Genomic DNA, 25,735 nt, shown 5'->3' with positions numbered 1-25,735 from the left:
CGACCCAACGCCTCATGATTGATCGGCGACGAGAAACACGCAAACTTATACAACCACACTTATTTCATCGAGATCGTCGTATTGATCTGCCCACCATCGTCATCCGGTGCAAACCAACGTGCGGTCACGGTCTTGGTCTGGGTCCAGAACTGGACTGCCTGTTTGCCATTCGGTCCCAGATCGCCGAGCTTGGAAGCGCGTGAACCCGTGAAGCTAAAATAAGCAACTGGTACAGGAATTGGGACGTTGATACCGATCTGCCCGACATCAATCTCATTTTGAAATTTACGCGCCGACCAACCGGAAGAGGTGAAGATCGAGGTGCCGTTGCCGTTAGGATTAGCATTGATAAACGCGATGGCGTCGTCCAAAGTCTCCGTTTCTACTACGCACATCGCCGGGCCAAAAATCTCTTGCGTATAGATATCCATCTCGGCGGTGACGCCAGAGAAAATCGTCGGACCAACAAAATTACCGTCTGGATAACCTTCCACCTGACAATTACGACCATCCAGCAACAGACTGGCACCCTGCTCAACGCCAGTGCCAAGTAAACGCTCAGTGCGCGCTTTTGCGGCTTTAGATACCATTGGGCCAAGATCCGCAGCACGGTCGCTGCCGGGACCGATTTTAAGTGTGCGGGAGCGCGCTACGATCTCGGGTAACCAGTCTCTGGCCTTGCCAACTAGCAGCACCACCGAATTAGCCATGCAGCGCTGCCCCGCAGCGCCAAACGCCGCACCGAGCAGATTGTTGATGGCCTGGTCTTTATTCGCATCTGGCAATACGATGCAATGATTCTTTGCACCCATCATGCATTGCGCGCGCTTGCCTGCTTCGCTGGCGCGGCGATAAATGTGCGTACCGACATTGGTGGAACCAATGAAGGACACCGCCTTGATATCGGGGTGATCGCACAACATGTTGGCAACGTCAGGGCCGCCATGCACGACGTTTAATACGCCCGGTGGCAGACCGGCTTTTTGTGCCAACTCAACCAAAAATAGCGATGCCGATGGATCCTGCTCGGACGGCTTCAATACAAAAGTATTGCCGCACGCGACGGCGACCGGGAACATGAAACATGGCAGCATGACCGGAAAGTTAAACGCGGTGATCCCGGCTCCGACACCAATCGGCTGATGGATGGTGTAGACATCCACACCCGTTGCTGCGTTCTCGGCCAACTCACCTAATTGCAGCGAAGTAATGGAGCACGCGTGCTCAACCACTTCCAGACCGCGCATGATTTCACCCTCTGCGTCCGGCAAAGTTTTACCATGTTCACGGGTAATTAATTCGGCCAGCGGTGCGATATTTTCACGCAGCAACTGCTGAAATTTCAACATGATGCGCATGCGCTGGCTCAGCGATGTGTTGCGCCAGGTACGGAATGCCTGTTTAGCGGTTGCTACCGCTTCATCGACTTCCGCTTTGGTCGCAAAAGGTACGCGCGCCACGACTTCCTGTGTCGCCGGATTGAGAACGTCGCGCCATTCTGTACTGGTGGACTGGACTGCTTTGCCGTTGATATACAGCGGCACGTTAGGAATAGACGATTCGGACATGATTGGTTTCCTTCAATAATAAAAATTCGGACTCTGGAGATGATTCACTTTAAATTGGCACATAAAATCGCACCATACGCCTGCACTATCCGCACCATCCGCACTATCCGCACCATCGGCATAAGCGTGCATAAGCGCCTTTCGACAAATTAACTTTTTTCTTTTGTCAGCGAGCAAGAAGCGTCCATCGGTTTAAACGCCTGATCTGCCGGGATGGTAGATAACAACTTCAGATAATCCCAAGGACCCTTAGACTCCGCTGGCGTCTTGACCTGATACAAATACATATCATGGATCACGCGACCATCGGGACGGATCGAGGCGTTGCGCATGACTGCATCGTGAATCGGTATTTCGCGCATTTTTTTGGAGATAACATTTGCGTCGTGCGATTTGGTCGCTGCTGCCGCCTTCAGATAATGATAGACGCTGGAATACACGCCTGCATGCACCATCGTCGGTTTGTTGCCCTTGTTGAGCGCTTCAAAGCGCTTGGAGAAACTCCGCGTGTCGTTGTCGAAGTCCCAATAAAAACCGTCGGCATATACCAGGCCCTGCGCATCCGTTAAACCCAACGCATGCACATCGGACAAAAATACTAGCAAAGCGGCGAGACGTTGATCCTTGGTGCCGATGCCGAACGAGCGCGCCTGTTTGATCGCATTCACGGTGTCCTGACCCCCATTAGCCAAACCGATCACCTGCGCCTTTGAGTTTTGCGCTTGCAACAAAAATGACGATAAATCGCTGGCATTTAGCGGATGGCGTACGGAACCAACGACTGTGCCGCCCAAACGCTTGACGACGTCGCTGGCGTCCTTCTCCAGCGATTGCCCGAAAGCGTAATCGACAGTGATGAAATACCACGACTTCTGGCCCATTTTGGTCAACGCAGCGGCTGCACCGGCAGCTTGCGAATAAGTATCGAACATCCAGTGAAAACCGTTGGGTGCGCACTCGGCATTGGTTAGCACGGTTGTCGCCGGACCGCTATACATGGCGATGCCACCTTTTTCCCGGATCAGTCGCTGCACCGCCAGCGCTACGGAAGAATTGGTCAGGTCGGCGATAGCGTCAACCTTATCCCGATCCAGCCATTCGCGTGCTTTGGAAGCACCGATATCAGCTTTGTTTTGATGATCGGCGCTGAGCAACGCAATTTTCATGCCTTTGCACTCGGCCTTCATGCAATCTTCTATCGCCATCCTGGCCGCCACCATTGATCCGGGACCGCCCATCCCCGAATACGGGCCAGACATGTCGGTCAGAATCCCTACCTTAAAGACCTCGGGAGCCTGCGCATGCACCAGACTTGCCAAACTTGCGCTGGCTAAAATGACCCCTGCTAATAACGAAAAGCCGCGTGTAAACACCTTATGAGGCATGGTTGTCTCCTTATTTTATTAATATTGTGTCGCCATATTCTGCATGTGCATTATTATTGGGACAATAGAAAATAATCCACAATGGCTTTGCATTTTTACAAAGCAAAAATAAGCAGGAGAATACTTTGGCGGCACTCGATTGGGACAACCTGCGGGTATTTCTGGAACTGACCCGCAGTCAGGGATTGGTTGATGCAGCAAAAAAACTAGGCATTGACCACTCCACTGTTTCGCGGCGTATGCGACGCTTTGAGGAGCAAGTCGGGAGCCAATTGTTTGAACGCAATAATCAAGGTTATGCCCTGACCGCTGAAGGCCATCGCCTGATTGAATACGCGGAGCAAGTAGAAAGTACCGTCTACGCTGCCGCGGAGGAATTGAGCGGGCACAACCGATTGCTATCGGGGCAAGTGCGACTGGGCGCGACTGAAGGCTTTGGCACCTTTGTGCTGGCTCCCCATCTGGCGCACTTCTGCGCACGTCATCCGCATATCAGCGTCGATTTGCTGCCGGTACCGCGCTTTGTCAATTTATCGAAACGAGAGGCGGATATCAGCGTCACGTTGGAGCGACCAAAAAGTGGCAACTTTGTCATGACAAAGCTCGCCGATTACGTGCTGAAAGTTTACGCAACGCCGGACTATCTGGCGAATCACACTACGATACGCTCGACCGAGGATCTCGCAAGTCATCCATTGATTGGCTATGTAGACGATTTAGTTTTTACGGAAGAACTACGTTATAACGAAAACGTCGCGCCGACCGCTTTCCGCGCTTTTCGCAGTACCAGCGTGATTGCGCAATACACGGCGGCGTGTCGCGGGCAAGGACTGGCGATCCTGCCCTGCTTTCTGGCCCAGCAAAGCCACGATCTAATACCGGTGCTGGATGGCCAGGTCGCGATCCAGCGCACGTTTTGGCTGGTGGCCGCAGGAGAAACTCGCAACGTCGCCAGAGTCGCGGCGTTATGGACCTATCTGCGTGATGTGATGGAGCCTAACCGCGCCTTTTTGATGGGAGAGTCGCGTGAAATGGTATGGTTAGAATGAAGCGATCATTAAAACTTCACATCGCAGATTCGCGCACTTTGGCCCACCCTCGTTTATGCATGCATCCATACCTCTCGGTTGCCTGAGATAGTTGCTCAAACAAAGGACCAATTTCCTACAGATAAGCCCTCGCCGCAGGCGTAAGCATCACACGCCGGTTATGCCGCTCAAACAGTGCTGCGTCTAGCCACTCCTGCAGCAGACATACCTGCTGACTAAACCCACCTGCAAAATCGCAACTGAATTATTACCAGGTTTAATGCGGGCGGCCTTGTTAGCTAATCTAGCGTTTGCGCCAGGCGGTTACGTGCGCAACGGTGTGCTGGTGCTTGCGCGCCGTTTCGCGGATTACAAAAGCTATATCCTGCGAAGGACAGGCTTCTTCAAAATTATCTGCCAGCAAGCGTTGTAGCGCCTGATAGGTAGTTAACGCTTCGCCGTTTTCATGAAAACCTCCTAGCCAGTTATTCTTGGGGGTGCACTCCTCAAACCAAGTATAAGGTGAGGATAATAGCAAAATACCCCCTGAACGAATCATGGTAGTAATACTCTGCAGAAATTGTTTCGGCTCATGCAAGCGGTCAATAAGATTGGCAGCTAATACCAGATCGTAAAGGTCTCCCTGGGGTTTCAAGTTGCAAGCATCACCCTGAACGAACTTGATGCGTTCTGCCTGTTTTGGCCCGAGGTCAGAGTCACTTAATCGGATTTCGCAATACTCCAGCAGATCGCCCTCTGTGGGAAATGCGTAGCGAAAATAACCGCTATTGGCAAATTGCTGTGCAACGTCGATAAATCGCGCCGAGTAATCCATGCCGACGACCTGTTCAAAGTAGCGTGCCAACTCAAAGCTGGCCCGCCCGGTTGCGCAGCCCATATCCAGTGCACGTTGACGGCCATTGCATAAACTGGTGGCGATTTCCACTAGTTGTTTGGCATAATTTTGCACGTTAAAGCATACTGCTCCGTACTGGAAGTCGAGATACTGTACAACCATTGCGTCGGTTTCATACGGGTTGACCATAATAGTTTCCTTGTAAGAAGAAAGAGCATAACGAAATCCTGAATGTTGGAAAAAATGGCGGCGAAAAGCATAACGTGATGATTTAATCGCCTCATTGCCAGTAGATATCCAGCTCCCCCCTTTGACGAGAAAGTGTTTACTGTCAAAAGTTGGCACTGAGAAATCGTCGTACAGCGGGTGAACTCGAAAACCTTCGAAGCTATTTATCGGCGTTGTGGTCCATTGCCACACGTTACCCACAATGTCAAAAAAATCGCCTTGGGCAAATGTATCTACGGGGCAAGGGGAGGCCCACTTGGTTAGATTAATGTTACCAGGCGCGTCCTGCCAGTCCGACTGGTCGCCTTGTACCTGCTTACGCAACAGGTACCATTCTGCCTCGCAGAGAAGCTGGAGAGATGTACCGGTTTTGCTGGATTTCCAACGACAGAAAGCCGAGGCCTCAAGCTGATTGACTTCTGCCGGCCAGTCCCAGGGCATGGGTAATTCTTCGCTCATCAATCGTAATTTTAGAAAATCTGGGCAACTGCCTGAACCAATCCAAAAGGTGGGCATTTCCGCGGCAGAAAACTCTCGCCATGCCCAACCTTCATCGTCCCACCAGCGAGGGTTATGGTAGCCTCCAGTCTGTACGAATTCAAAGTACTCTGCGTTTGAAACCACCATTCTGCCAGCTTTAAAAGATTCCACATCCTTGAACTCAATGCCATATTCATTGTCCCAGCCGTAGGTGGCATCGTTTTTACCTTGTCTGACACGTTCGCCTTTTATATCGATAAGGGAATTTTCGGGGACATCTTCACGTTGGCAGCGTGCCTGCGAACAGACCGGCCAATGTGGTTGCGGTTGGACCCATTCAATCGGTAACTGACGGATTAGGACGCTTGAAGTTTCAAGATGAATACGTTCGTGCTCAATGCCCATCATGATTATCCACGCCGGACTATCCCAGCTCACAGGAAGATCGATCCGCATATTCTGAATAAAGTCAATCACCCGTGCGCGTACCTGATCACGGTAGGCCTGCATGGATTGCACTGAGGGCCAGTCGTACCGGCTGTTATCCATATCATCCCAGCTCATTTCATCGACACCAATGGCCACCATTGCTTCGATCTTGTCATTAATACGCTTATCGATCAGGCGACTTGCCAAGAGCTTGTTGATAAAGAAAGCAGCCGTATGACCAAGATAAAAAATAAGAGGATGGCGCAACGGAATGGCTTTATTGTAATAGGCGCGCTCATCGCCCAGACAATCGAACAAGCTTTCATAAAGGTCATAGGTCCGTATGAAGTAGTCCAGAATCTCCCTACGCTTTTGCTGGGGATCATCGCCAGTTAACATTAACGTACGTGTTGGATCAGGCAATCCCGTTACCGTCGTGCGCTTTTGCAGTATCACAATATCCCCTTGTTTATTTCTAACAAAACAATAAAATTTCTGCTTTACTATTCGGGTTCGATGCTGCGTCAGGTTAACGACATTGCGTAGCTGCTAAAACTGGCAAGTTGAAGTAAAAAGTTATTACGTCACAATTCCTTCAAAATTTTGTTCATTGTTATTTGAATATTTAATTCTCTTCAAAAATGGTGACAATGAATTTAAGAATCGAAGCAAGCGCTGTTAATAGCACGACGACTCAATATGCCGATGAGGTGGGATGCACTGTTTAGGATGTGTTGCGAAGTAGGAATGTGATCGCTACACGAGGTGTGGTCAATCAGTAAGCACCATGACTTTATACGCATCTTTCGGCAGGTTTTTCCAGGCTGGAAAGGACGTAGCGACTGGCGGCCAGTGCCGTTGCAAGTGACAACCCTGATTTTCTCTTCTTCACCTGATTCCGGATACCGCATTCGGTGTTGTTGGGGTGAATAGGACACCTGGTCGATAAAGTGGCAGCCACCGTTCGGCAGCGTTCTACAGTCTAACCCAGAGCTATTTTTAGCGCGGTGTGACCGCTAAACTCTAATTGACTGTGACCTGCGATATATCGGGCTCACCTCAACGTCGATTCTCGTCAGTCCGAGCGGCTCCCGATACGTTATAATCGCGACTTCCCGGTAATGCCCACATGCAGCGACCGTTACCGCAGTCCACGCGCATTTTCCCGTTTTTTGAATACTATCAAGGCGAACGACTATGGTCGTTTGAACCACGTATTATGCAACAACCTACGCAAGAAGCTATGCCAGCACCTATTTCCGAACAGCGGCCAGCAGATCAAACCCAACTTCCAACGGCAGGTCAGGCCAGCGAGCAAGCGACTGACGCTATCGAAGTTTCTGCAAATAACGTATCGCTTGAGCAGATTGCCAACGAAGTCGGACGCCGCCGTACCTTCGGCATTATTTCGCATCCTGATGCAGGTAAAACCACGCTGACAGAAAAACTGCTGTTATTTTCGGGCGCGATTCAATTGGCAGGGACCGTCAAGGGCCGCAAAAGCGGACGTCATGCGACCTCTGACTGGATGGAGATCGAAAAGCAGCGCGGTATTTCCGTCGCCAGCTCGGTCATGCAGTTTGAATACCGCGACCATGTAGTCAATTTGCTCGACACGCCAGGCCATCAGGACTTCTCGGAAGATACCTATCGCGTGCTGACTGCCGTTGACTCGGCATTGATGGTGATCGATGCTGCAAAAGGTGTGGAAACCCAGACTATCAAGCTACTCAATGTTTGCCGCATGCGTAACACGCCCATCATTACGCTGATGAACAAAATGGACCGCGAAACCCGTGATCCGCTGGAACTGCTAGATGAACTGGAAACAGTTTTAAAAATCCAGTGTGCACCGGTCACATGGCCCATCGGCATGGGCAAATCGTTCCGCGGTGTATACCACTTGCTGCGCGATGAAATCCTGCTGTTTGCACCGGGCAGTGAAAAGGCCGACCAGACCTTTGAAGTCATTAAAGGTATCGACAATCCGCGTCTGGACGAAATGTTTCCGCGCGAGATTGAACAGCTGCGGATGGAAGTTGAGTTGGTGCATGGCGCGTCGCATCCATTCGATAAGGAAGCTTTTTTGGCGGGTGTGCAGACACCGGTGTTCTTTGGCTCAGCGATCAATAACTTCGGTATCCGCGAAATTCTTAACGCACTGATCGACTGGGCGCAGCCACCCGGCGCACGCGATGCGACCATCCGTACCGTGGCCCCGACGGAGAAACCATTTTCCGGCTTCGTGTTCAAGATTCAGGCGAACATGGATCCGGCCCATCGTGACCGTATTGCGTTTCTGCGCGTCTGTTCCGGCCATTTTGAACGTGGCATGAAAATCAAACATTTGCGCCTGAATCGTGAGATCAAGGTATCAAACGTCGTGACCTTCATGGCATCGAGCCGCGAACAAGTCGAAGAAGCGTTTGCCGGTGACATCATCGGCTTGCCTAACCACGGCAATATGCAGATCGGCGACAGTTTTTCAGAGGGCGAACCGCTGCAGTTCACTGGTATTCCTTACTTTGCGCCGGATTTTTTCCGCGCGGTACGGATTCGTAATCCCCTCAAAATCAAGCAACTTCACAAGGGTTTACAGCAGTTAGGCGAAGAAGGCGCGATTCAGGTATTCAAACCTATCTCCAATAGCGATCTGGTGCTGGGTGGTGTAGGCGTGCTGCAGTTTGAAGTCGTTGCCAGTCGCCTCATGAACGAATACGGCGTGGATGCTGTTTTTGAAGGCACCAGCATAAGCAGTGCACGCTGGATCACCTGCGCTGACAAAAAAATGCTGGCTGATTTTGAACGTTCATCGGCAGGAAATTATCTGGCCCACGACGCCGCGGGCAATCTGGCGTATCTGGCAAGCTCAGGCGTTAATCTGCGTCTGGCACAGGAACGTTGGCCTCTGGTTACTTTCCACGAGACCCGAGAGCATGCGGTAAAGTTGTCTTGATCTGAGATTGCAATTTAGGTAGCGCAGACATAATACAGACGTAAAAAACGGTCCAATGGACCGTTTTTTTATAGCGTCAAGAGCTGGCGGCACCACCGCCAGCTTAAGCCCAGGTCGTTTAACCCTTATAGGCCTGAGTATTATCAGCCGCCGCCAGTTTGGCATTTTGATATTCTAGTTCCTGCTCTGGATTGATCTTTCCATCCAATTGCTGGTGCAAACGGGCCTCGTCCAAATCACCGGACCATTTAGCCACCAGAATGGTCGCTACACCGTTACCAACAGTATTTGTCAGGGCACGTGCTTCAGACATGAACCGATCGATACCCAGGATCAATGCCAGGCCTGCAACGGGCACGTGACCGACAGTCGACAAGGTCGCCGCCAATACGATAAAACCGCTCCCTGTTACACCGGCTGCGCCTTTTGAGGTCAACAAGAGCACTAGTAACAATGTTACTTGATGCCATATCGTTAATGGTGTGTCTGTTGCCTGCGCAATAAATATTGCCGCCATCGTCAGATAAATCGAGGTGCCGTCAAGATTGAACGAGTAGCCCGTTGGAATGACCAAACCTACCACGGATGGCTTGGCGCCGAGGTTTTCCATTTTAGCCATCAAACGTGGCAATACCGATTCCGATGAGGATGTGCCGAGCACAATCAATAACTCTTCTTTGATGTACTTGATGAACTTCCACACGCTAAAACCATTCAACCGGGTAACGATGCCGAGCACAACAAAAATAAACAGCAAACACGTGGCATAAAACAAGCCCATCAGCTTACCCAGAGACAATAATGAACCGACGCCGTATTTACCGATGGTGAACGCCATAGCGCCGAATGCACCAATGGGTGCCACACGCATGATCATGCTGACTATGCCAAACAAGACGTGAGAAAATTTATCGATAAAATCGAACACCAGCGTGCCACGACCACCAAAGCGATGTAGCGCAAAACCAAACAATACTGAAATTAACAGGACTTGCAAGATATCGCCCTGGGCGAAAGCACCTACCAAACTGCTGGGGATAATGTGGGTAAGAAAGTCCACAGTAGAACCCATCGAATTTGGCGCCGTATAGCTAGCAATGGCCTTGGTGTCTATCGTCGTCACATCAATGTGCATGCCGACACCCGGCTGAAAGATGTTGATCATGATCAAACCGACAATTAAAGCGACCGTACTCATTACCTCAAAGTACAACAAAGCCATACCGCCGGTTTTGCCGACTTTTTTCATGTCCTCCATACCAGCGATACCGATCACCACGGTACAAAAAATAACTGGTGCAATGATCATCTTGATCAGTTTAATGAAGCCGTCCCCCAATGGTTTCATGGAAGTGCCGGTCTCGGGGTAAAAGTGACCGATCAGAACACCAATGATAATCGCGGTCAGCACCTGGACATACAGTGATTTATACAGCGGCATTTTTGCCATTTTTATCTCTCCGTTTACACGTATTGTGCTTAGAATTTTCTGCGCGATGAAATTAACTGAACTTTGCGCTCTTTATTGCGCTCTTTAACTGGCGCTAGTCAACGAAAGCAACGCATCCCTCATCTTTCGATTTTACTTTTCAAACCTTTGGACCGGCACAACTGGTGATGCATAATCACACGGCGCAATACCTGACAGACAAGTTAGAGGCTATAAAAATCAGAAAAGTGCGCAACTTTAGCCGAACCAGACGGCAACGTTCAAGCTTTTTACGCGTATATGTGGAAATCACTTAGCAACGCCGCAACAACATCAGGCACTATTCAAACTGTAATCGACACTTAATCGAAATACACATCATCTATGTGCACACATTTTTTCCGGGCTAGTTTCCTGATCACCCCTGCGACTACCCAGGCGTAAAGTCTGGCGTCGCATAATGTGGGTAAATTTACACCTTTGTGGCCGGATATACTTTCACCAATACAATCTTTGGTCCGTTCATCTTCGTGACCACAATATCAAACCCGTCAAACGAGACCTTTTGGCCTTCTTGCGGTAAGTCGCCCAATTTAGCCATGATCAAGCCGCCAACCGAATCAACGTCTTCGATTTCTTCTATATCGCCGCCCAAAATACGCGCCAACGAAAAGATCGGCAAGCTCCCCTTACCTACCAGCGTACCGTCGTCAAGACGCTTCCAATCGTTGTCGTTTAGGCGGAATTCGTCACGAATCTCACCGACCAGTGCGCCTAGCAAATTATCAAGGGTAATAAATCCGCGTGGAATCATGCCTTTTTTGCCGATAATCGCAAAATGCGGTGCGCCGCTACGTACCAGGCGAAATAAGGCCAGTGCCGACATGCGTGAGGAAATGTACTGGACCGGACGCAGGTAATCCTTCAGGCTATCTATAGACTTCCCCTCTTGCTGTGCAAAAAACAAATCTTTCATATGCACTACACCAAGTACGGTAACACCGTCCGTATCAAAGTAAGGATAACGACTAAAACGATTGCGATAAATAATTTGCAAGTTATCCTGAAGGCTCAAGTTGGCGTGCAACGCCGCTACTTCATTTATTGGGCGCAATAAATCCGACACTTCGAGTTCACTAAAATCCAGTGTTTGTGCGAGTACGTTCCACTCTTCGGGTGTAAACCTTTCACCGGAGCGACTGCTTCGCAAAATTAATTTTAGTTCGTCGGCCGAATATTGGGTGTCGTGACCATGTCCTTGCGCCAGCCCGAATAACTTCAACAGACCATTAGCACTCGCGTTAAGTAACCAGATGGCCGGATACATCATCCAGTAGAAACCGTACAGCGGTAACGCGCTCCACATGCCTACCACTTCCGGGTTACGAATCGCCATCGTCTTGGGGGCGAGTTCGCCAACGACGATGTGCAGGAAAGAGATAACAAAGAATGCAAAGATAAACGATACGCCATGGATTAGCTCAACATTTGTAATACCGATCCAGCCGAACACAGGCTCCAGTAAACCGGCGAAGGCTGGCTCACCGATCCACCCAAGACCCAGCGAGGCTAGCGTAATACCGAGCTGACATGCTGACAAATAGGCGTCCAGCTGACGGTGCACGGTGGCCAGGATCCGACCACGGGTGCCATGGGTTTTCGCAATAGCGCGAATCCTCGTTTGACGTAATTTAACTAAACTAAATTCTGCTGCAACAAAAAAGCCATTGAGCGCAACCAAAAATAACGCGGCAATGACCAATAACAGGTTATTCAATGCATCTCTTCCATAATGATATTGAGGAGTCAGTATAGGCGAACGGGGGCCTCAAAGTGTGGGGTGTCTTTGTGGTGAGCTCAAATAAGGTTTGATTATGGGAATAATTGGGGTGCGGTAGACCTGTGCGGTGAACTTGGTGGACGATTGCGGCGGCGTCCTTGCGCCATGGATGAATGCGGGTCTTAGGGGAATTATTAGAGGTTTTGGAGGTTTTAAGAAAACATTAAACCGGAAGTTGAAAACCTTATGAATTTCTTATTTGGTGTTTTATGGCTTTGGTTCTATGCGTTCGATAGGCTCGCTGAAATCGATGAGTTCGATTGGTTCGTACTGAAACGGTTTGTGCTCCGTGGATGCTGGTCGGGAGTGGCCCGACCCAGTCACTTTTTTTTGCTTGGCTAGGCGCCCCCGTAAAATAAGTAACCAAAAAAAGGCGACCGCAGAGGCGTCGCCCGCCGTTGGCGGGTCCCCGATTATTTCGACTATCAGTCGGGTCGAAATACCAATTCGCTAACGCTCAAACATGGTTTCCGACAATTCCCGACTGACAGCCGAAATAACCGGCAACGCCTATGACGGGGTAGGTCAACTACAACCCAACTTCAACGACCGCTGCCACTAAGCCACAAGCGCATCGTAAGCGCCACAAACTACATCATCGTAGCGAGCGCGCATTGACGATAATGATCTGCGGCTTTTTCGGGTTGTTCAAGGCTTTCGTGCAACTGGGCCAGTTTCAGATGGGCTTCTCGCACCGTGCGCGGTTCAATTGCGTTCGACAAAGCTTGTTGTAAATGGCGCTGGGCTTTGCCCCATAGCTTTTGCCTGAGGCAAAATGTACCTAGCGTGAGTGCTAACTCTGGGTCTTGCGGCGCGTTGACCGACCATGCTTCGCAGCGTTCGATTTGTGAGCGTAAGGCTGGGGTTCCTTCGGCTGCGACCGAATCGCGGTAGACGCGCATTAAGCGTACGTCCCAATCAACGCTTAAGGTCTTTTCGACCATATTACGGGCATCGTCTTGCATTTCGCGCTGGTTGAAAGCGCGGGCGGCACGGATGACTAGCGACGGCTTCAGGCGATCCTCTGCAGGAATCGTTTGCCATAGCCGCTGTAAAGACTCGGCGTCATGGGATGCGTCCGCTAACAAACTTTCATAGGCCATCTCGCGTAGACGGCCTGAAAGTATCGGATTAAGTGCGTCGTGCTTATCCAGCGTCTTTACCAGGCGCAGGACTTCAGACCAATTCTTGGCTTGCTGATGGGCTTTCAATGCCAGACGCAACGCTTGAATGTGACGTATGCCACTGGCGTTCAGCTCGTTTACCGTGACCAGCGCCGCTTGTGGTTTATGTTCGTCCACCAACAAATTGAGCGTCGTCATCAGGCGCGCGGTCTTCATCGCTTCTTTGTCTTCAATGCTGGAGAGCCAGATGTCGCGTCGATCAAATTGCCCCATCCGATGCGCGGCACGGGCGGCGATCAGGGCTGCTACGCCGAGGTTATCGTTAAGCTCCGCCGCACGGGTCGCGGACTTTTCTGCCTGGCCGAAACGTCCCTCAAACAGCGATTTCAGTGATTCCCGTAACGCCTTATTGGAACGTTCTTCACGCTTTTGACGTCGATAGGAGATAACTCTTCCAGGCAGTTTTTGGGTCGTCCGGATGGCCCGGACCAATATATAGAACGCGAGGAAAAGCAGGGCTAATAATAGCAATACAAAATTCAACGACAGATCAATCCGCTCGGATAGATAAAACAACGTGACATTACCAACGTTGTAGCGCGCTAACACCGCCAGACCGATGGCGGTGGCTAACAGGGAAATAATCCAAAGAAAAAATCGCATAAACCTATCGCTTGTTTTTGTAGGTACGGATTGCAGCCAGACTGTCCAGTGCAGGCATACTGATGGACAGATTGTTACCTTGTATTTGCTTCAATAGCGCTTGTGCGGTCTGTGTCTGTTTGGCGCGGGTGTCAAAATACTTGGTAATGGTGTCCTGTGCCGCGATCAAATCACTGCGAAAAGCCGATTCATTTCGCGACAATAGACCCAGACGCGCATTCAACAAGCGCAATTTGAGATTTTCACGGGCGTAATAGGCCTGCGTCGGCGACAGTAAAAACGCATCGGGGGAGTTAATAGTACGTATCCGTATCAACTGGCTGACCTCAGTCCACATTTCTGTAGTCCAACTTTTCCAAAGGTTTTTTATTGCGACAGTCCAGTCGCTTGGGGTCTGATCATTAACCGCAACAACTTGACTGGACGCGCTTTTGGCATTCAAATTACTGTTAGTCTCTTTGGCTGTCTTGGTCGACGCGGTGACTGGCGCAATAGCCGGCTGGCTGGCCGCCTGACTAGCCGCCGCTTGTGACTGGACGTCAGACAGTAGCGGAAGATCATCTATTTGACTGATCAAGCTATCGAGACGCACCGCGATACCGGTTGTATCAAGTGTCGGGAGCGCCTTCAGTCTGTCTATATCGTGCGCAATAGCGCTGCGAATGACGAGAAACTGTGGTTTGTCCGAGCGTGCCAGGTTTTTATCCGCATTTTCAAGGGCAATCAGTGCACCCGGTACATTACCGGCTAGCTGCAACTGCTGGCTGGCGGTAGACAAGACATCTTCGACTTCCGAGAGCGCCCAATCGTCACCGTTTTTAGATAAATCCTGATATAACTGCTCCAAAGCCAACTGCTGACTTTGGGCTTCGACTTGTTTGTTCTCAAGTACGGCTACCTTGGCTTGCAACTCTTTGGTACCATCCTGAACCGATTTCACCGCTGATCTGGTATCACTATTGCTGGTGTCCCCTTGTTGCAGGCGATGCGCAATTTCGCTGCGTAACTTGACGTTCTCATTGTGAGAACTCCACCAAAATACGCTTAATAAGACTGCGAGTATTAACAACAATACATAAACCATGCGTAACTGGTTACCGGCACCTTTGCCGTTATTCATAGCGTATGGCTGCAGTACCGGAGTAATTGGCGGCGGCAGGTTAGCAGTGGGACCAGAGGACTGGTGCGAGGCGGGGGTTGATTGCGGTTCATTCATAGCTGGAATTGTAACGCGTCGAGTAGTCGTTCGTCCCCTGAGCCTGTTAATGTAACTGCAGTAAATCCAAGTGCGTGTGCAGTATCGGCAATGCGGGCGTGAGGAACGAGTAAATTTTTCTGTTGGATTTTTACAACACCCGTACCGTTTCCGGCTGTGTTATCCAACGCCTGTACCATCTGTATTAATATTTTCAAGGCTTCCGAACTGGTAATGATCCAGTCATTTTGAGAATTCATCAGTTCTTGCAAACGGGCAGCCACAGCTGGCGTTAAGGTCGGTGGCAAGCGTCGATAGGCGGCCAACGACCACACGTCCACCCCGGCGTCGCGCAAACTGTCGGCCAACAGTTCGCGCCCGCTTTCACCACGGACAATCAGTACCCGCCGGCCGGATAAGGCAGGTAAATCGAGCGCCTGTAACAATCCCTCTGAATCCGTTTTTGCTGCATCGGGGGGACTAAAAATCGTCGCATTGTCAGATGACACACCGTGTCGCTGAAGTGCTACACGGCTTCCTTCACCGACAATCCCGATCGCAACCGCGGATGGCCATTGCGTAATATAGTGGAACGCCGCATCAATCGCGTTCGGACTTACAAAGGTTACTAAGGCAAACCGGTTCAATTGCGCCAGCGTTGCTTGCAACTCAGCGGTATCGGCAAGTGGCAAAATATCCAGCAAGGGAAAAATAACTGGCTCGCCCCCGCGAGCGGAAACTTTTTCCGCCAGCACCGCTGCTTGCGCCAGCGGCCGGGTGATGATGATCGGTCGCAGCTTGTTCATGTCGCCTTCTCCTGATTTGTGCTTCGGTTTTGCGCTTTTATTTGGGCTTGTTTCGCACTTCTGAGTCGTCCTTAATCAAACTTATCCAAGCTCTTAGCAAGGCCCAAATACATGTCATCGCGCCACCTAACCTGCCCGACGTTCTAGCCTCCGTCAACCTGCAACGCCGACCGCCGGAGCGCATCGTCCCTTTTAAGCATCGTCCCTTTTAAGTAAGGCAAATACCTTAGCTGCCTGAAGCGCCTCGTCTGTTTTAGGTGCCCTCTGCCAAATCCTCTTTGCACGCTGCCAGGATCGCAGCCGCACCCTGTTGTGCCAGTGCTGCCGCAATTTTCTGACCCAGCGCTTCCGGAGCGTTCGCAGCACCGGTAATATCTGCGGTCGCAGTGCGCAGTCCGTCCGGAGTGCCGATCATCGCGCGCAAGCGCATATTGCCACCTTCGATAGTAGCAAATGCCGCCAGTGGAACCTGACAACTGCCACCAAAAGCCCGTGACAACGTACGTTCGGCCGTCACCGCCTGCGCAGTTGATAAATGATTTAACGGAGCCAGCGCTGCAAGCAGATCCACGCGACCTTCGCAAATTTCGATCGCCATGGCCCCCTGCCCCGGCGCAGGCAGACTGTGCTCGGGTTCGATTACTACTTTGATTCGTGCGGCCATACCTAGCCGCTTCAAACCTGCTGCCGCGAGGATAATCGCCGCATACTCGCCGTTATCGAGCTTGCCCAGCCGGGTATCTAGATTACCGCGCAAAGGCTTAATGATCAAATGCGGGAAGCGGGCTGCAATTAAGGCCTGACGACGCAAACTGCTGGTGCCCACGATCGCGCCCGGCGGTAGCGCCTCAATCGAAGCGTAGTCATTGGAGACAAAGGCATCACGCGGATCTTCCCGCTCCAACACGGCAGCGAGCGTGAAGCCTGCTGGCAACTCCATCGGCATATCCTTGAGGGAATGCACCGCCAAGTCAGCACGCCCCTCCTCCATCGCTACTTCTAATTCTTTAACGAACAGGCCCTTGCCGCCTACCTTGGACAAGGTACGGTCAAGAATCTGGTCTCCGCGTGTTGTCATTCCGAGAATTTCAATGACGCACTGAGGATATAATTCAGCTAATCTGTCACGGACGTGTTCGGCCTGCCACATGGCCAGACGGCTTTCGCGCGATGCAATTACTAACTTGGAGGGGAGAGATATTTTCAACACGATTTCTTTCACGTTTTATCATAGCGCACGAATTCACTTACTTCCGCAACGTCCGGAAAATTAACTTTATTGCTCAGCCGGGCGCGCGTTGTTAGGTTAAATTCTAGCATGCTGCCCGGTTAGCATTCTAGGCAAACGTAATCAATAGCATGATTTTGCCCTTAAGCGGTCGATTAACTGCGATCATGTCAGTGTTAAAGAGGCCTAAAAAAGGTCGGCAAATGTTTTTTAGCGCCGCAGTATCGTCGTTTGAATCGCGATTCAATCATTTTTTGAGTTAGTGTTCAGGCCTTTGGTTGTAATCGGGCCGACAAGTTATCGTCGGCCAATTTCTATCTATATTTCATTCAGAAAAGCAGACAGCCCGTCCACCATGGCAAAACAACTAACACCATCCGCGTCTCCCGTTCGCGCAAAGAGTTCTGTTCCTAATAAAGACGCACCATTAAAAGAAGACATTCGCCTGCTCGGGCGCCTGCTAGGCGACGTCTTACGTGATCAGGAAGGCGATGCAGTCTTCGACGTAGTCGAAACTATCCGCCAGACCGCAGTGCGTTTTCGCCGTGAGTCGGACCAGCAAGCTGGAGCCGAGCTCGACAAATTACTGAAAAAATTAACCCGCGACCAGACTAACTCAGTCGTGCGTGCCTTTTCATATTTCTCGCACCTTGCCAATATCGCCGAAGACCAGCATCACAATCGTCGTCGTCGTGCGGACCTGCTCGCGGGATCGGCTGCGCAGCCGGGTAGCGTAGCCTACGCGCTCACCAAACTGGATGATGCCGGCGTCTCGGGCGCGACGGTACGCCACTTTCTCAAAGATGCACTCATTTCACCTGTACTGACTGCCCACCCTACCGAAGTTCAACGTAAAAGTATTTTGGATGCCGAGCGAGAAATTGCCCGTTTATTGGCCGAGCGCGATCAGCCGCATACCCAAAAAGAGCTGCGCGACAATACCGAATTATTACGTGGCCGCATCGCGACATTATGGCAAACCCGCATGCTGCGCTATACAAAATTGACGGTTGCGGACGAGATCGAAAATGCGCTGTCGTATCATCGCATCACCTTTTTGCGCGAATTGCCAGCGCTATACGACGATATTGAATCAGAAATCGCCATCCAGTTTCCGACACGTGCCCGCCAGACCGGCAGCGTTGCGCCATTATCCCCTTTCGTACAAATGGGAAGCTGGATAGGCGGGGATCGCGATGGCAATCCCAACGTTAACGCAGGCACAATGCAGCATGCACTGCAACGGCAATCGACCACCATACTGGACTTCTATCTGGATGAAGTCCACGCGCTGGGCGCAGAACTTTCGGTATCAACGCTCATGGTAAGCGTTAATCCAGAGCTGGAGGCGCTTGCCGCCGATTCTCCGGATCTCTCCGACCATCGCTCAGACGAGCCTTACCGCCGCGTCCTTATCGGCATTTATGCGCGACTGGCTGCCACTGCCCGCGATCTTGGCGCAACCAACATCCTGCGTAATGAAGTCGGTCCTGCCGCACATTACGTCACGGCTGCAGAATTTACGCAAGAGCTCCAAATCATCGAAGATTCGCTCATTGCCAATCATGGTGGTGCACTCGTTAAGCCGCGTCTCTCGACGCTCAAGCGCGCAAGCCAGATCTTTGGCTTCCACCTTGCATCGCTCGATATGCGTCAAAGTTCCGATGTCCATGAGCGCGTGTTGACGGAATTATTTTCCCGTTCTAACGTAGAGCCGAACTACAACAAACTGAGCGAAGATAAAAAAATCGCGCTTCTCTTAACTGAACTGCGTAATCCGCGACCATTGTTTTCGCAATATGTTGACTACTCTGACGAGACCACCTCAGAACTCAGTATCCTCCGCATGGCACGCGAAATTCGCCAACGTTACGGTTCACGCGCAATTCGGAATTACATCATCTCGCACACGGAGACCGTATCCGACTTGCTAGAAGTGATGATGCTGCAACAGGAAACCGGTTTGTTACGTGCACAACTTGATGACGACGGTAGCAAAGTCAAGGCGGTCACCAACAGCGAACTGGAGTTGATGGTGATTCCACTGTTTGAAACCATTCCTGACCTGCGTGCCGCCGCTGAAATCATGCAGCAGTGGATGGCATTGCCGCCTGTGGCGCGTCTGATCGTAGAACAGGGCCGCTTGCAAGAAGTCATGCTCGGATATTCTGACTCTAACAAAGACGGCGGGTTTCTAACCTCTAACTGGGAGCTTTACAAAGCTGAGATAGAACTGGTCCGGGTGTTTAATACCGCCGGCGTCAAACTACGTTTGTTCCACGGACGGGGCGGCACAGTCGGTCGCGGCGGCGGTCCGAGTTATGAGGCGATTCTTGCGCAACCACCGGGCACCGTTAACGGCCAGATTCGGCTAACAGAACAAGGCGAAATTATTGCGTCCAAATTCTCAAATCCTGAGATCGGACGCCGTAATTTGGAAACCCTGGTTGCAGCGACATTGGAAGCCAGTCTGATGCCCAACACAGCAATCGGCAAAGAGGCTAAAAAGCTCAGCGAATTTGAGCAACTGATGGACGGCCTGTCTGAACGCGCTTACCAGGCCTACCGCAATTTGGTATACGAAACGCCAGGCTTTACCGATTACTTCTTTGAAGCCACCCCGATTGCAGAAATCGCTGAGTTGAATATTGGTTCCCGGCCAGCATCGCGCAAGTCAACACGCCGGATCGAAGATTTGCGTGCAATTCCGTGGGGCTTTTCATGGGGCCAATGCCGGTTACTGCTCCCGGGTTGGTACGGTTTTGGAAGTGCGCTATCAGAATGGCTCATTGAATCGGATACGAAGACCAAAGCGCAAAAAATCAGCTTGCTGCGAACCATGTATAAGGAATGGCCATTCTTTGCGACCTTACTGTCGAATATGGACATGGTGTTATCAAAAACTGACCTTGCGGTTGCCTCACGTTATGCTGCGCTGGTAACTGACCGAAAATTGCGTAATAGTATTTTTAAACGAATTGCGCAAGAACACGAACTAACCAGTAACTTGCTGTCATCAATCACCGGTACAAAGGAACGCCTGGCAAATAATCCTCTGTTAGGACGTTCGATAAAAAACCGCTTCGCCTATCTGGATCCGCTGAACCATTTGCAGGTCGAACTGATTAAACGCCACCGCAGTGTCACCGCAGCGGGGAAAACCACCGAGGAGCGGGTCAAACGGGGGATACACTTAAGTATCAACGGGATCGCGGCGGGTTTGCGAAATACTGGCTGATGTAAGGATTACCGCTAGGCAAATAGCGTCAGACAGCAATAACAAAGGATCCGGTAAATCACTATATTGGTTTACCGGATTTTTTTATTGCCGCATGCGTCTCTAGGTCAATTCTATTCTGGCCTACGTACCGTCCTTGTTGATCCTGCTGCCAGAACCATGCAGTTCCGTTCTGCGTGGCACAAAGCGGCCAGTTGATCCAGGGTGCATTGACGACACCCTGCAACGCGGCTGCGGGATCGTAATTTCGTGACAAACCTGAGTTATCAAAAACATCCATTCCATCTAGAATGGCCTGCAATAACTTGCTGATTTTGGGGTCTTCCTTGTTTTTCTCCATGCCCATTCGGGTAGTCCAACAGGGTCGGTTAATAGTTGAGGCAAGTCGTGCCAAAAGAACGTCCAAGCTTAGCGGTGGGGTTGATAAAGGAATTTTTTCCGCATTCAATGTAGGGCTTTCGGGTGCCGGTAGTTTTGAATTCTTGCGTGCTTCAAAAGACAGCGCTAACGAAAAACGCCATGGCAAGCGCAAGGGAAAATGTAACACCGAAGAAAAAAATGGAGAGAATCGCGATGCGAATTGCGGGGATTGTAAAGGATCCTTTAATGCAAAATTTGGGGCGCCTCCCGGTAACCGATTCGATCCGCTGGAATGGTCGTCAATTGACCGATCCACACTAACACATGTGAATTCGATGCAGCTACCAGCGTCTAAATCGCTCTGGCCCCGGGCCACTGCGCCGCTCACAACGCCATTAGTATCCTTCATTGGCCGCGCGTATCTTGCCGATAACCGGGCCAGCCAAAACAGACTATTTCTGGAATCACCCAAATGTTGCATAATCCATTTTTCCGATACAGTGCGAAAGATGACGAAAGGATGACTATGACCCATTTTATTGCAAGAATTCGTCATCACTCCCACCACGAAAAAGTCACCGGAAAATGGCAAGGCGCCAGGCGGCAGTACAAAACTCCATGGTAAGTGATGGACACCTACCGCGTGGACACGCGGCACTGTAATTGCGTCTAGTGCGTCCGTTGTGTCTTGTGCGTCTGCTGTGTCTTGTGCGTCTGTCGCACATGTAGCGTCTGTCACCTTTATCTCTTCCATGGTTACCGCGCGATCGAATTCTTGGGCCAAAATCGGGCCTGCACTTGGCATGCGCCTGGTCGCATCAGGCTTGCCAAATGCAGGCAGCGGATGCATGGCAAACCAACACCCCCAATCCTTTATATGTTCAGGTGTAACGCGAGTACAAACAAAATCGTCCGCCGTTGGTAATTTCCCCCAAGCTGCAAATGGCTCTACGTTCGCCTTTGTAAATAAATGAGCCTTCATACAACACCTTTAGGACAATAAAAATTCTTTAACAATCCGCCTGTCAGGGGATTGGGCAAACTGCCACTCTGCAAGTCCAGTACCGTCCGACGACCATCAAATTTGAATTCAACTGACAATCGATTGGACGATGCTGTGTCAATGATATGACCGCGTCCCAGCAAGCGAAATAACGCCCATGGCCCATTAGTTACGACGGACGATGTTTCCGGACTTACACGCGGATTAGCCGTAATTTCCGCGGTAGCACCACCGCGGGGCCCCGGCCAGGTTATTCTAAATGGCACTATCGGACCATGAGAATACACCGATGCCTGCCCGTCGAAATCCATCAAAAGCTGCGTGATCTGCGGATCCAAAGAAGCCACTTTCACGTCCATTTTCCAGGACAGGCGCTTTCCACCAGGCTCCCGAAAGAATACCTCGCGAATCGCAGCAGCGCGCTGAAAAGGTATCAGGTCCGGACCCGGCACGGTCGGCATCGCAGCATTAATGACTTTATAACGCCAAGGCTTGATGCTAGTGTCTACCAACGGGGCGAGATTTTTTTGGAAGAACTCATCAATCAGTCCTCCGTTGGCAAAAATACGACTGAAGTCATCAATATCGACTTCTAGACTGCTCGCCGAAAACGGGTACTTGCCTTCGATCGCAACACGGCAAGCCTGACTGACGCTGGTTTCTATCTGCGTCGACAATAGCGCCACAGCCGCCTTCAATTCTTCAATCTGCAACCGTTTAATACCCCGCCCGACCTTTTCAGTAGCGTGTCCCGCGATACCTGATAATACGGCACGAAACGGTGCCGGCAAGCGCTCTGATTCCGCTTCCAATTTAGTGCCGATATCCGAGACTTGGGGTACGACATTTTTAGTTAGTGCATTGTCGGCTATAACCAGCAATGTGTACTGGTCGTTAAGCAAGCCCATAACGGCATCGAGCTGCAAGGCTTTATTTGTACCTGCCGTTGCCCCCAGCAGCGGTCCGCTACCTGTATCGGCCTGGCCCGTGACCACTTCGCGCAAGGCAGAAAAGCGGTTATCTACTAATATTTTTTCCAGTTTCACGTCCGCACTCGCGATATGTCCATTAGCCGCGCTGCCGACAGCCCTTGCACTCCCAGAGGCCTTGCCTAAAGCTGACATGGCCCTACTGGTTATTGAATCATGGTCGGACAATGCTATTTCAGACAAAGAGGTTTCACGTACAGCAACGCGTGCAAGACGCACCAAGGGAGAATCCGGCGCCGCCAGAATGCGCAAAGCCTGAACATCAAGCGCTAATGCGCCCTCGTCAATTTCCAGACTGCTCGAAAGAGTACGAATGTCATCAAGAAACGTGTGCCAATAGTCCCCATAATCCGTCAAATATTGGCGACGGATATCGTTAATTATGCGATCATTTCTACCTGGGCCACCGGCCGATGAAATCCGAAAGGCTTGCTTAGCGATATTGCGCCGCCCCATTACCCAGTTATCTTCGATAAGCGCCTGCCCGACCAGATCTGGCAGGCGCTCATTAAAAACATCGTGATATCCTTGATAGGTATATAGGCCAGGTATCCCACGCTCAAGAGAAGAATTGCTTTTAAGCGTCAGGATAACTGTAGGCTGTGGGCCGATAGCTTGCAATAGAGTGAAATTATCAGGAGCATCTTTTTCCATCGCTGTGGTGGCGCGCTTATAAAGGCGACTGATAACGGGGTTACCATCCAGAAAAGCCCGTGCAGCGTCGATCAAACTTTCATTTTTGAGCGATGACGGCACTTGCTGCCTTTCTGCCAAAAATGCCTCCAAATGCGGCACCATCACATTTGATCCGCCGAGTGCATCGGCACTATCATAACGTTCCCAATCATGTAAAACCCACCTTCTGATTGACTCTTCGTTAAATTTTTCTTTATCGAATAACATAAGATAAACCATCAATGTGTCATATATGGCCTCTGGCTTTTTCGCCTTAATATTCGCATTCAACGCCACTTCAATCCGCTTGACAATTTGGGGAAGCAATAATTGCTGGCGTAACTGGGCATAGGTCTCATTTCCGCCACTCACAATGACCGGTGCAGCAAACAGCCCATAACGATAAGCGCCGCCCGGATTATCCAGATCAAGATTTTTGTAATTTGCTACATCGCGCGCCGCACCCAAAACGGTTGATATTGCAGAATTAGTTGGTGCTTTGCGATACGTTTCTACCAGACTTTCAAGGTTATCCGCCTTACTTTTAATCGCCTGAAGGTAATGATGATTATTGCCGAAACTTTTCACTAGTGCGCTTCCCAGCCATACAAACAACGTGATGGCAAGCAGATGTCCAACCACGCGCATTAGGCGAAATCGCGCCTCCCAGCGCAAATTAGGCCTGACCAGATGTGCCTCAGGAATAACAACGTGTCGGAATAAATTCTCAAGAAAAAAACTGCGACGATTAATGCTATCAGGCGTACTGCTTAAGTTGGGGCTGCCCACCGGACTATCTTCATCAGGCATAGCGGTCCCCTTCAAACCTCGTTGAAAACGTTGGAATAAAGTATCCTTATCTGCAGCAATTTTCTGCTCTAGCTGCGCTGCGCTGGTGAAATAAACACCTCGCAACGTGCTTCCAAGTTGGGTATTATCGTAGCGGGAATCCATGAATATCTGCTCGAGCATTGGTTTGAGTAAAACTGACAGACTTCGAAATTCTTCCGGCAAGCAATACAGCTTTTTGCGCTGTCCCAGGTCATACTCTTCCTGAAGACGGGTATCGATACCAGCATTCAGGCGCTGTTCCAAAAGTTGCAGCTCCAGCTCACACCTTGCATGTAAATCCTTGCTTTTAGCTGCTTCGCTGTCCTTACGATAGGGCAGCGTAAAACCCCAAATTTGAGCTCGCCATTCGGCGGTCATAGAATGAAAATATTCTGAAAATCCAGGTAATATGTCCATCTTGGTAACCATCACATATACCGGAAAGCGAATACCCAGTTGACTTCGTAATTCCGTTAGTCTGCTTCGCATCGCTAAAGCCAGGGCAAGGCGTTGGTCGGGCCTTTTGGAAATCAGGTCTTTCGCGCTAATTACTAATAATGCACCATTGATCGGGGCACGCGGACGGTATTTAAGTAGCTGACCGAGAAAACCCATCCATTCCGCACCGTTCACATCACTCGCGCCTTTATCTTTGGGGCCGCTTTGTTCTACGTAACGACCGGCAGTGTCAATAAGCACTGCGTCGTTAGTGAACCACCAGTCACAGTTAAGCGTTTGGCTTCGTCCGTCCCACCCTTGTGCGACCGCTTGTTCTGCTACGGGAAACTCCAGTCCGGAGTTGTGGATGGCAGTGGTTTTTCCTGTTCCGGGGGCACCAATCACCATGTACCAGGGCAACTCGTACAGATAGCGTTTTCCTTCGAACAAACGACTTAATCCACCGATACCACGCATCTTCCGTAATTGTTGCGTTGCCTTGGTCACTACTGAACCAACAGCGCGGATTTCATCGCGGGCAATGGTGGCAGGTTTACTTTGTACGGGATGGAAAACTTTCCGCAACAGATTCTCGTCCAGTCGCATCGCCTGCACCAAGCGATATAACCAATAGGCACCATAACATATCGCAATAGAACCAATGACGATTATGCGAAGCCATACCGTTGCCAGAGGCTTTACAAGTCCAATAGATAGTAATGGCCCGGCATGCCAGATCAATAGACACAAGGCGACAACGCCAACAATGCTGGCCGAAAGTTTCAATGACCAGCATAACAAAGCGGATAGTAATACAACGATTAAACCTACCCGAGAAGCCACTCCTGCCATAGGGTAGAGACCGTCAAAACCAAGCAATGGTCCAAGGAACCAGACCACCATGGCCATTAGCCCTAACGCAATAAGCGCAAGTGTATGAGAGGAAAAAATAAAACCAAATATTCGTTTAAGATAAGACATGGGAG

General features: G+C 50.6%; 14 protein-coding genes and 1 pseudogene. 3 read left to right on the top strand and 12 right to left on the bottom strand.

Translation table 11 applies throughout. The annotated features are described in order from the left end of the window. Positions 1 to 59: 59 nt before the first annotated feature. Together HAV38_RS11100 and HAV38_RS11095 are read right to left on the bottom strand one after the other, a co-directional pair. Entirely contained in the window at positions 60 to 1,568 is a 1,509-nt protein-coding gene (locus HAV38_RS11100; RefSeq protein ID WP_168055325.1) for a CoA-acylating methylmalonate-semialdehyde dehydrogenase, read from the bottom strand. 149 nt (positions 1,569 to 1,717) lie between these two features. Beyond that, positions 1,718 to 2,953 carry an ABC transporter substrate-binding protein gene (locus HAV38_RS11095; RefSeq protein WP_168055323.1) on the bottom strand — a complete coding sequence of 412 codons (1,236 nt, stop codon included), beginning with the start codon at positions 2,951 to 2,953 and terminating at the stop codon, positions 1,718 to 1,720. Between the two features lie 125 nt (positions 2,954 to 3,078). On the opposite strand from HAV38_RS11095, the gene HAV38_RS11090 reads away from it, so the two are divergent. Then, positions 3,079 to 4,002 (top strand): LysR family transcriptional regulator, encoded by a 924-nt coding sequence (locus HAV38_RS11090; RefSeq protein WP_168055321.1) that lies wholly within the window; start codon positions 3,079 to 3,081, stop codon positions 4,000 to 4,002. A gap of 118 nt (positions 4,003 to 4,120) precedes the next feature. On the opposite strand, the pseudogene HAV38_RS11085 reads toward HAV38_RS11090, so the two are convergent. Together HAV38_RS11085 and ovoA are read right to left on the bottom strand one after the other, a co-directional pair. Beyond that, positions 4,121 to 4,228: pseudogene (locus tag HAV38_RS11085) on the bottom strand (LysR family transcriptional regulator); the annotation flags it as partial. Positions 4,229 to 4,285: 57 nt separating this feature from the next. Further along, positions 4,286 to 6,430, bottom strand: coding sequence for a 5-histidylcysteine sulfoxide synthase (gene ovoA, locus HAV38_RS11080; RefSeq protein WP_245182323.1), 2,145 nt, complete (start codon positions 6,428 to 6,430; stop codon positions 4,286 to 4,288). A gap of 787 nt (positions 6,431 to 7,217) precedes the next feature. On the opposite strand from ovoA, the gene HAV38_RS11075 reads away from it, so the two are divergent. Further along, positions 7,218 to 8,930 (top strand): peptide chain release factor 3, encoded by a 1,713-nt coding sequence (locus tag HAV38_RS11075; RefSeq protein WP_221313783.1) that lies wholly within the window; start codon positions 7,218 to 7,220, stop codon positions 8,928 to 8,930. Between the two features lie 118 nt (positions 8,931 to 9,048). Here HAV38_RS11075 and HAV38_RS11070 read toward each other — a convergent pair whose 3' ends face one another. The 6 genes from HAV38_RS11070 to hemC all read right to left on the bottom strand — a co-directional run bounded on the left by HAV38_RS11070 (position 9,049) and on the right by hemC (position 17,194). Beyond that, complete coding sequence (locus HAV38_RS11070) at positions 9,049 to 10,380, bottom strand: dicarboxylate/amino acid:cation symporter (protein ID WP_168055319.1); 1,332 nt, start codon at positions 10,378 to 10,380, stop codon at positions 9,049 to 9,051. Positions 10,381 to 10,831: 451 nt separating this feature from the next. Next, the gene (locus HAV38_RS11065; RefSeq protein WP_168055317.1) at positions 10,832 to 12,136 is read right to left on the bottom strand and encodes a hemolysin family protein; all 1,305 of its coding nucleotides are present in this window, start codon (positions 12,134 to 12,136) and stop codon (positions 10,832 to 10,834) included. Between the two features lie 653 nt (positions 12,137 to 12,789). After that, on the bottom strand, positions 12,790 to 13,986 hold the full coding sequence (locus HAV38_RS11060) for a heme biosynthesis HemY N-terminal domain-containing protein (RefSeq protein ID WP_168055315.1): 1,197 nt from the start codon (positions 13,984 to 13,986) through the stop codon (positions 12,790 to 12,792). A gap of 4 nt (positions 13,987 to 13,990) precedes the next feature. Further along, the gene (locus HAV38_RS11055) at positions 13,991 to 15,202 is read right to left on the bottom strand and encodes a uroporphyrinogen-III C-methyltransferase (RefSeq protein ID WP_168055313.1); all 1,212 of its coding nucleotides are present in this window, start codon (positions 15,200 to 15,202) and stop codon (positions 13,991 to 13,993) included. Next, positions 15,199 to 15,987, bottom strand: coding sequence for a uroporphyrinogen-III synthase (locus tag HAV38_RS11050; protein WP_168055311.1), 789 nt, complete (start codon positions 15,985 to 15,987; stop codon positions 15,199 to 15,201). Before HAV38_RS11050 ends, HAV38_RS11055 begins: the two co-directional genes overlap by 4 nt. Before the next feature lie 253 nt (positions 15,988 to 16,240). Next, on the bottom strand, positions 16,241 to 17,194 hold the full coding sequence (gene hemC / locus HAV38_RS11045; RefSeq protein ID WP_168055309.1) for a hydroxymethylbilane synthase: 954 nt from the start codon (positions 17,192 to 17,194) through the stop codon (positions 16,241 to 16,243). Positions 17,195 to 17,570: 376 nt separating this feature from the next. Here hemC and ppc point away from each other — a divergent pair, with 376 nt between their 5' ends. Continuing rightward, positions 17,571 to 20,453, top strand: a complete 2,883-nt coding sequence (gene ppc / locus HAV38_RS11040; protein ID WP_168055307.1) for a phosphoenolpyruvate carboxylase — start codon at positions 17,571 to 17,573, stop codon at positions 20,451 to 20,453. 61 nt (positions 20,454 to 20,514) lie between these two features. Here ppc and HAV38_RS11035 read toward each other — a convergent pair whose 3' ends face one another. Then, positions 20,515 to 21,663 (bottom strand): hypothetical protein, encoded by a 1,149-nt coding sequence (locus HAV38_RS11035; RefSeq protein ID WP_209216715.1) that lies wholly within the window; start codon positions 21,661 to 21,663, stop codon positions 20,515 to 20,517. A 128-nt stretch (positions 21,664 to 21,791) separates the two neighbouring features. After that, positions 21,792 to 25,730 (bottom strand): type VI secretion system membrane subunit TssM, encoded by a 3,939-nt coding sequence (gene tssM / locus HAV38_RS11030; RefSeq protein WP_168055303.1) that lies wholly within the window; start codon positions 25,728 to 25,730, stop codon positions 21,792 to 21,794. Positions 25,731 to 25,735: the final 5 nt, after the last annotated feature.

Source organism: Glaciimonas immobilis, from assembly GCF_011947285.1.
GTDB classification, from domain to species: domain Bacteria; phylum Pseudomonadota; class Gammaproteobacteria; order Burkholderiales; family Burkholderiaceae_D; genus Glaciimonas; species Glaciimonas immobilis.
Note: the sequence above shows the minus strand (reverse complement) of the source record. Positions and strands in the feature narration are given on the sequence as shown.

Excerpts from the sequence above, each read along its gene's own strand:
- HAV38_RS11050 (WP_168055311.1), bottom strand. The coding sequence starts at position 15,987 with ATGAACAAGCTGCGACCGATCATCATCACCCGGCCGCTGGCGCAAGCA.
- HAV38_RS11055 (WP_168055313.1), bottom strand. The coding sequence starts at position 15,202 with ATGAATGAACCGCAATCAACCCCCGCCTCGCACCAGTCCTCTGGTCCC.
- tssM (WP_168055303.1), bottom strand. The coding sequence starts at position 25,730 with ATGTCTTATCTTAAACGAATATTTGGTTTTATTTTTTCCTCTCATACA.
- HAV38_RS11070 (WP_168055319.1), bottom strand. The coding sequence starts at position 10,380 with ATGGCAAAAATGCCGCTGTATAAATCACTGTATGTCCAGGTGCTGACC.
- HAV38_RS11035 (WP_209216715.1), bottom strand. The coding sequence starts at position 21,663 with ATGCATCCGCTGCCTGCATTTGGCAAGCCTGATGCGACCAGGCGCATG.
- HAV38_RS11100 (WP_168055325.1), bottom strand. The coding sequence starts at position 1,568 with ATGTCCGAATCGTCTATTCCTAACGTGCCGCTGTATATCAACGGCAAA.
- HAV38_RS11095 (WP_168055323.1), bottom strand. The coding sequence starts at position 2,953 with ATGCCTCATAAGGTGTTTACACGCGGCTTTTCGTTATTAGCAGGGGTC.
- HAV38_RS11075 (WP_221313783.1), top strand. The coding sequence starts at position 7,218 with ATGCCAGCACCTATTTCCGAACAGCGGCCAGCAGATCAAACCCAACTT.
- ppc (WP_168055307.1), top strand. The coding sequence starts at position 17,571 with ATGGCAAAACAACTAACACCATCCGCGTCTCCCGTTCGCGCAAAGAGT.
- HAV38_RS11060 (WP_168055315.1), bottom strand. The coding sequence starts at position 13,986 with ATGCGATTTTTTCTTTGGATTATTTCCCTGTTAGCCACCGCCATCGGT.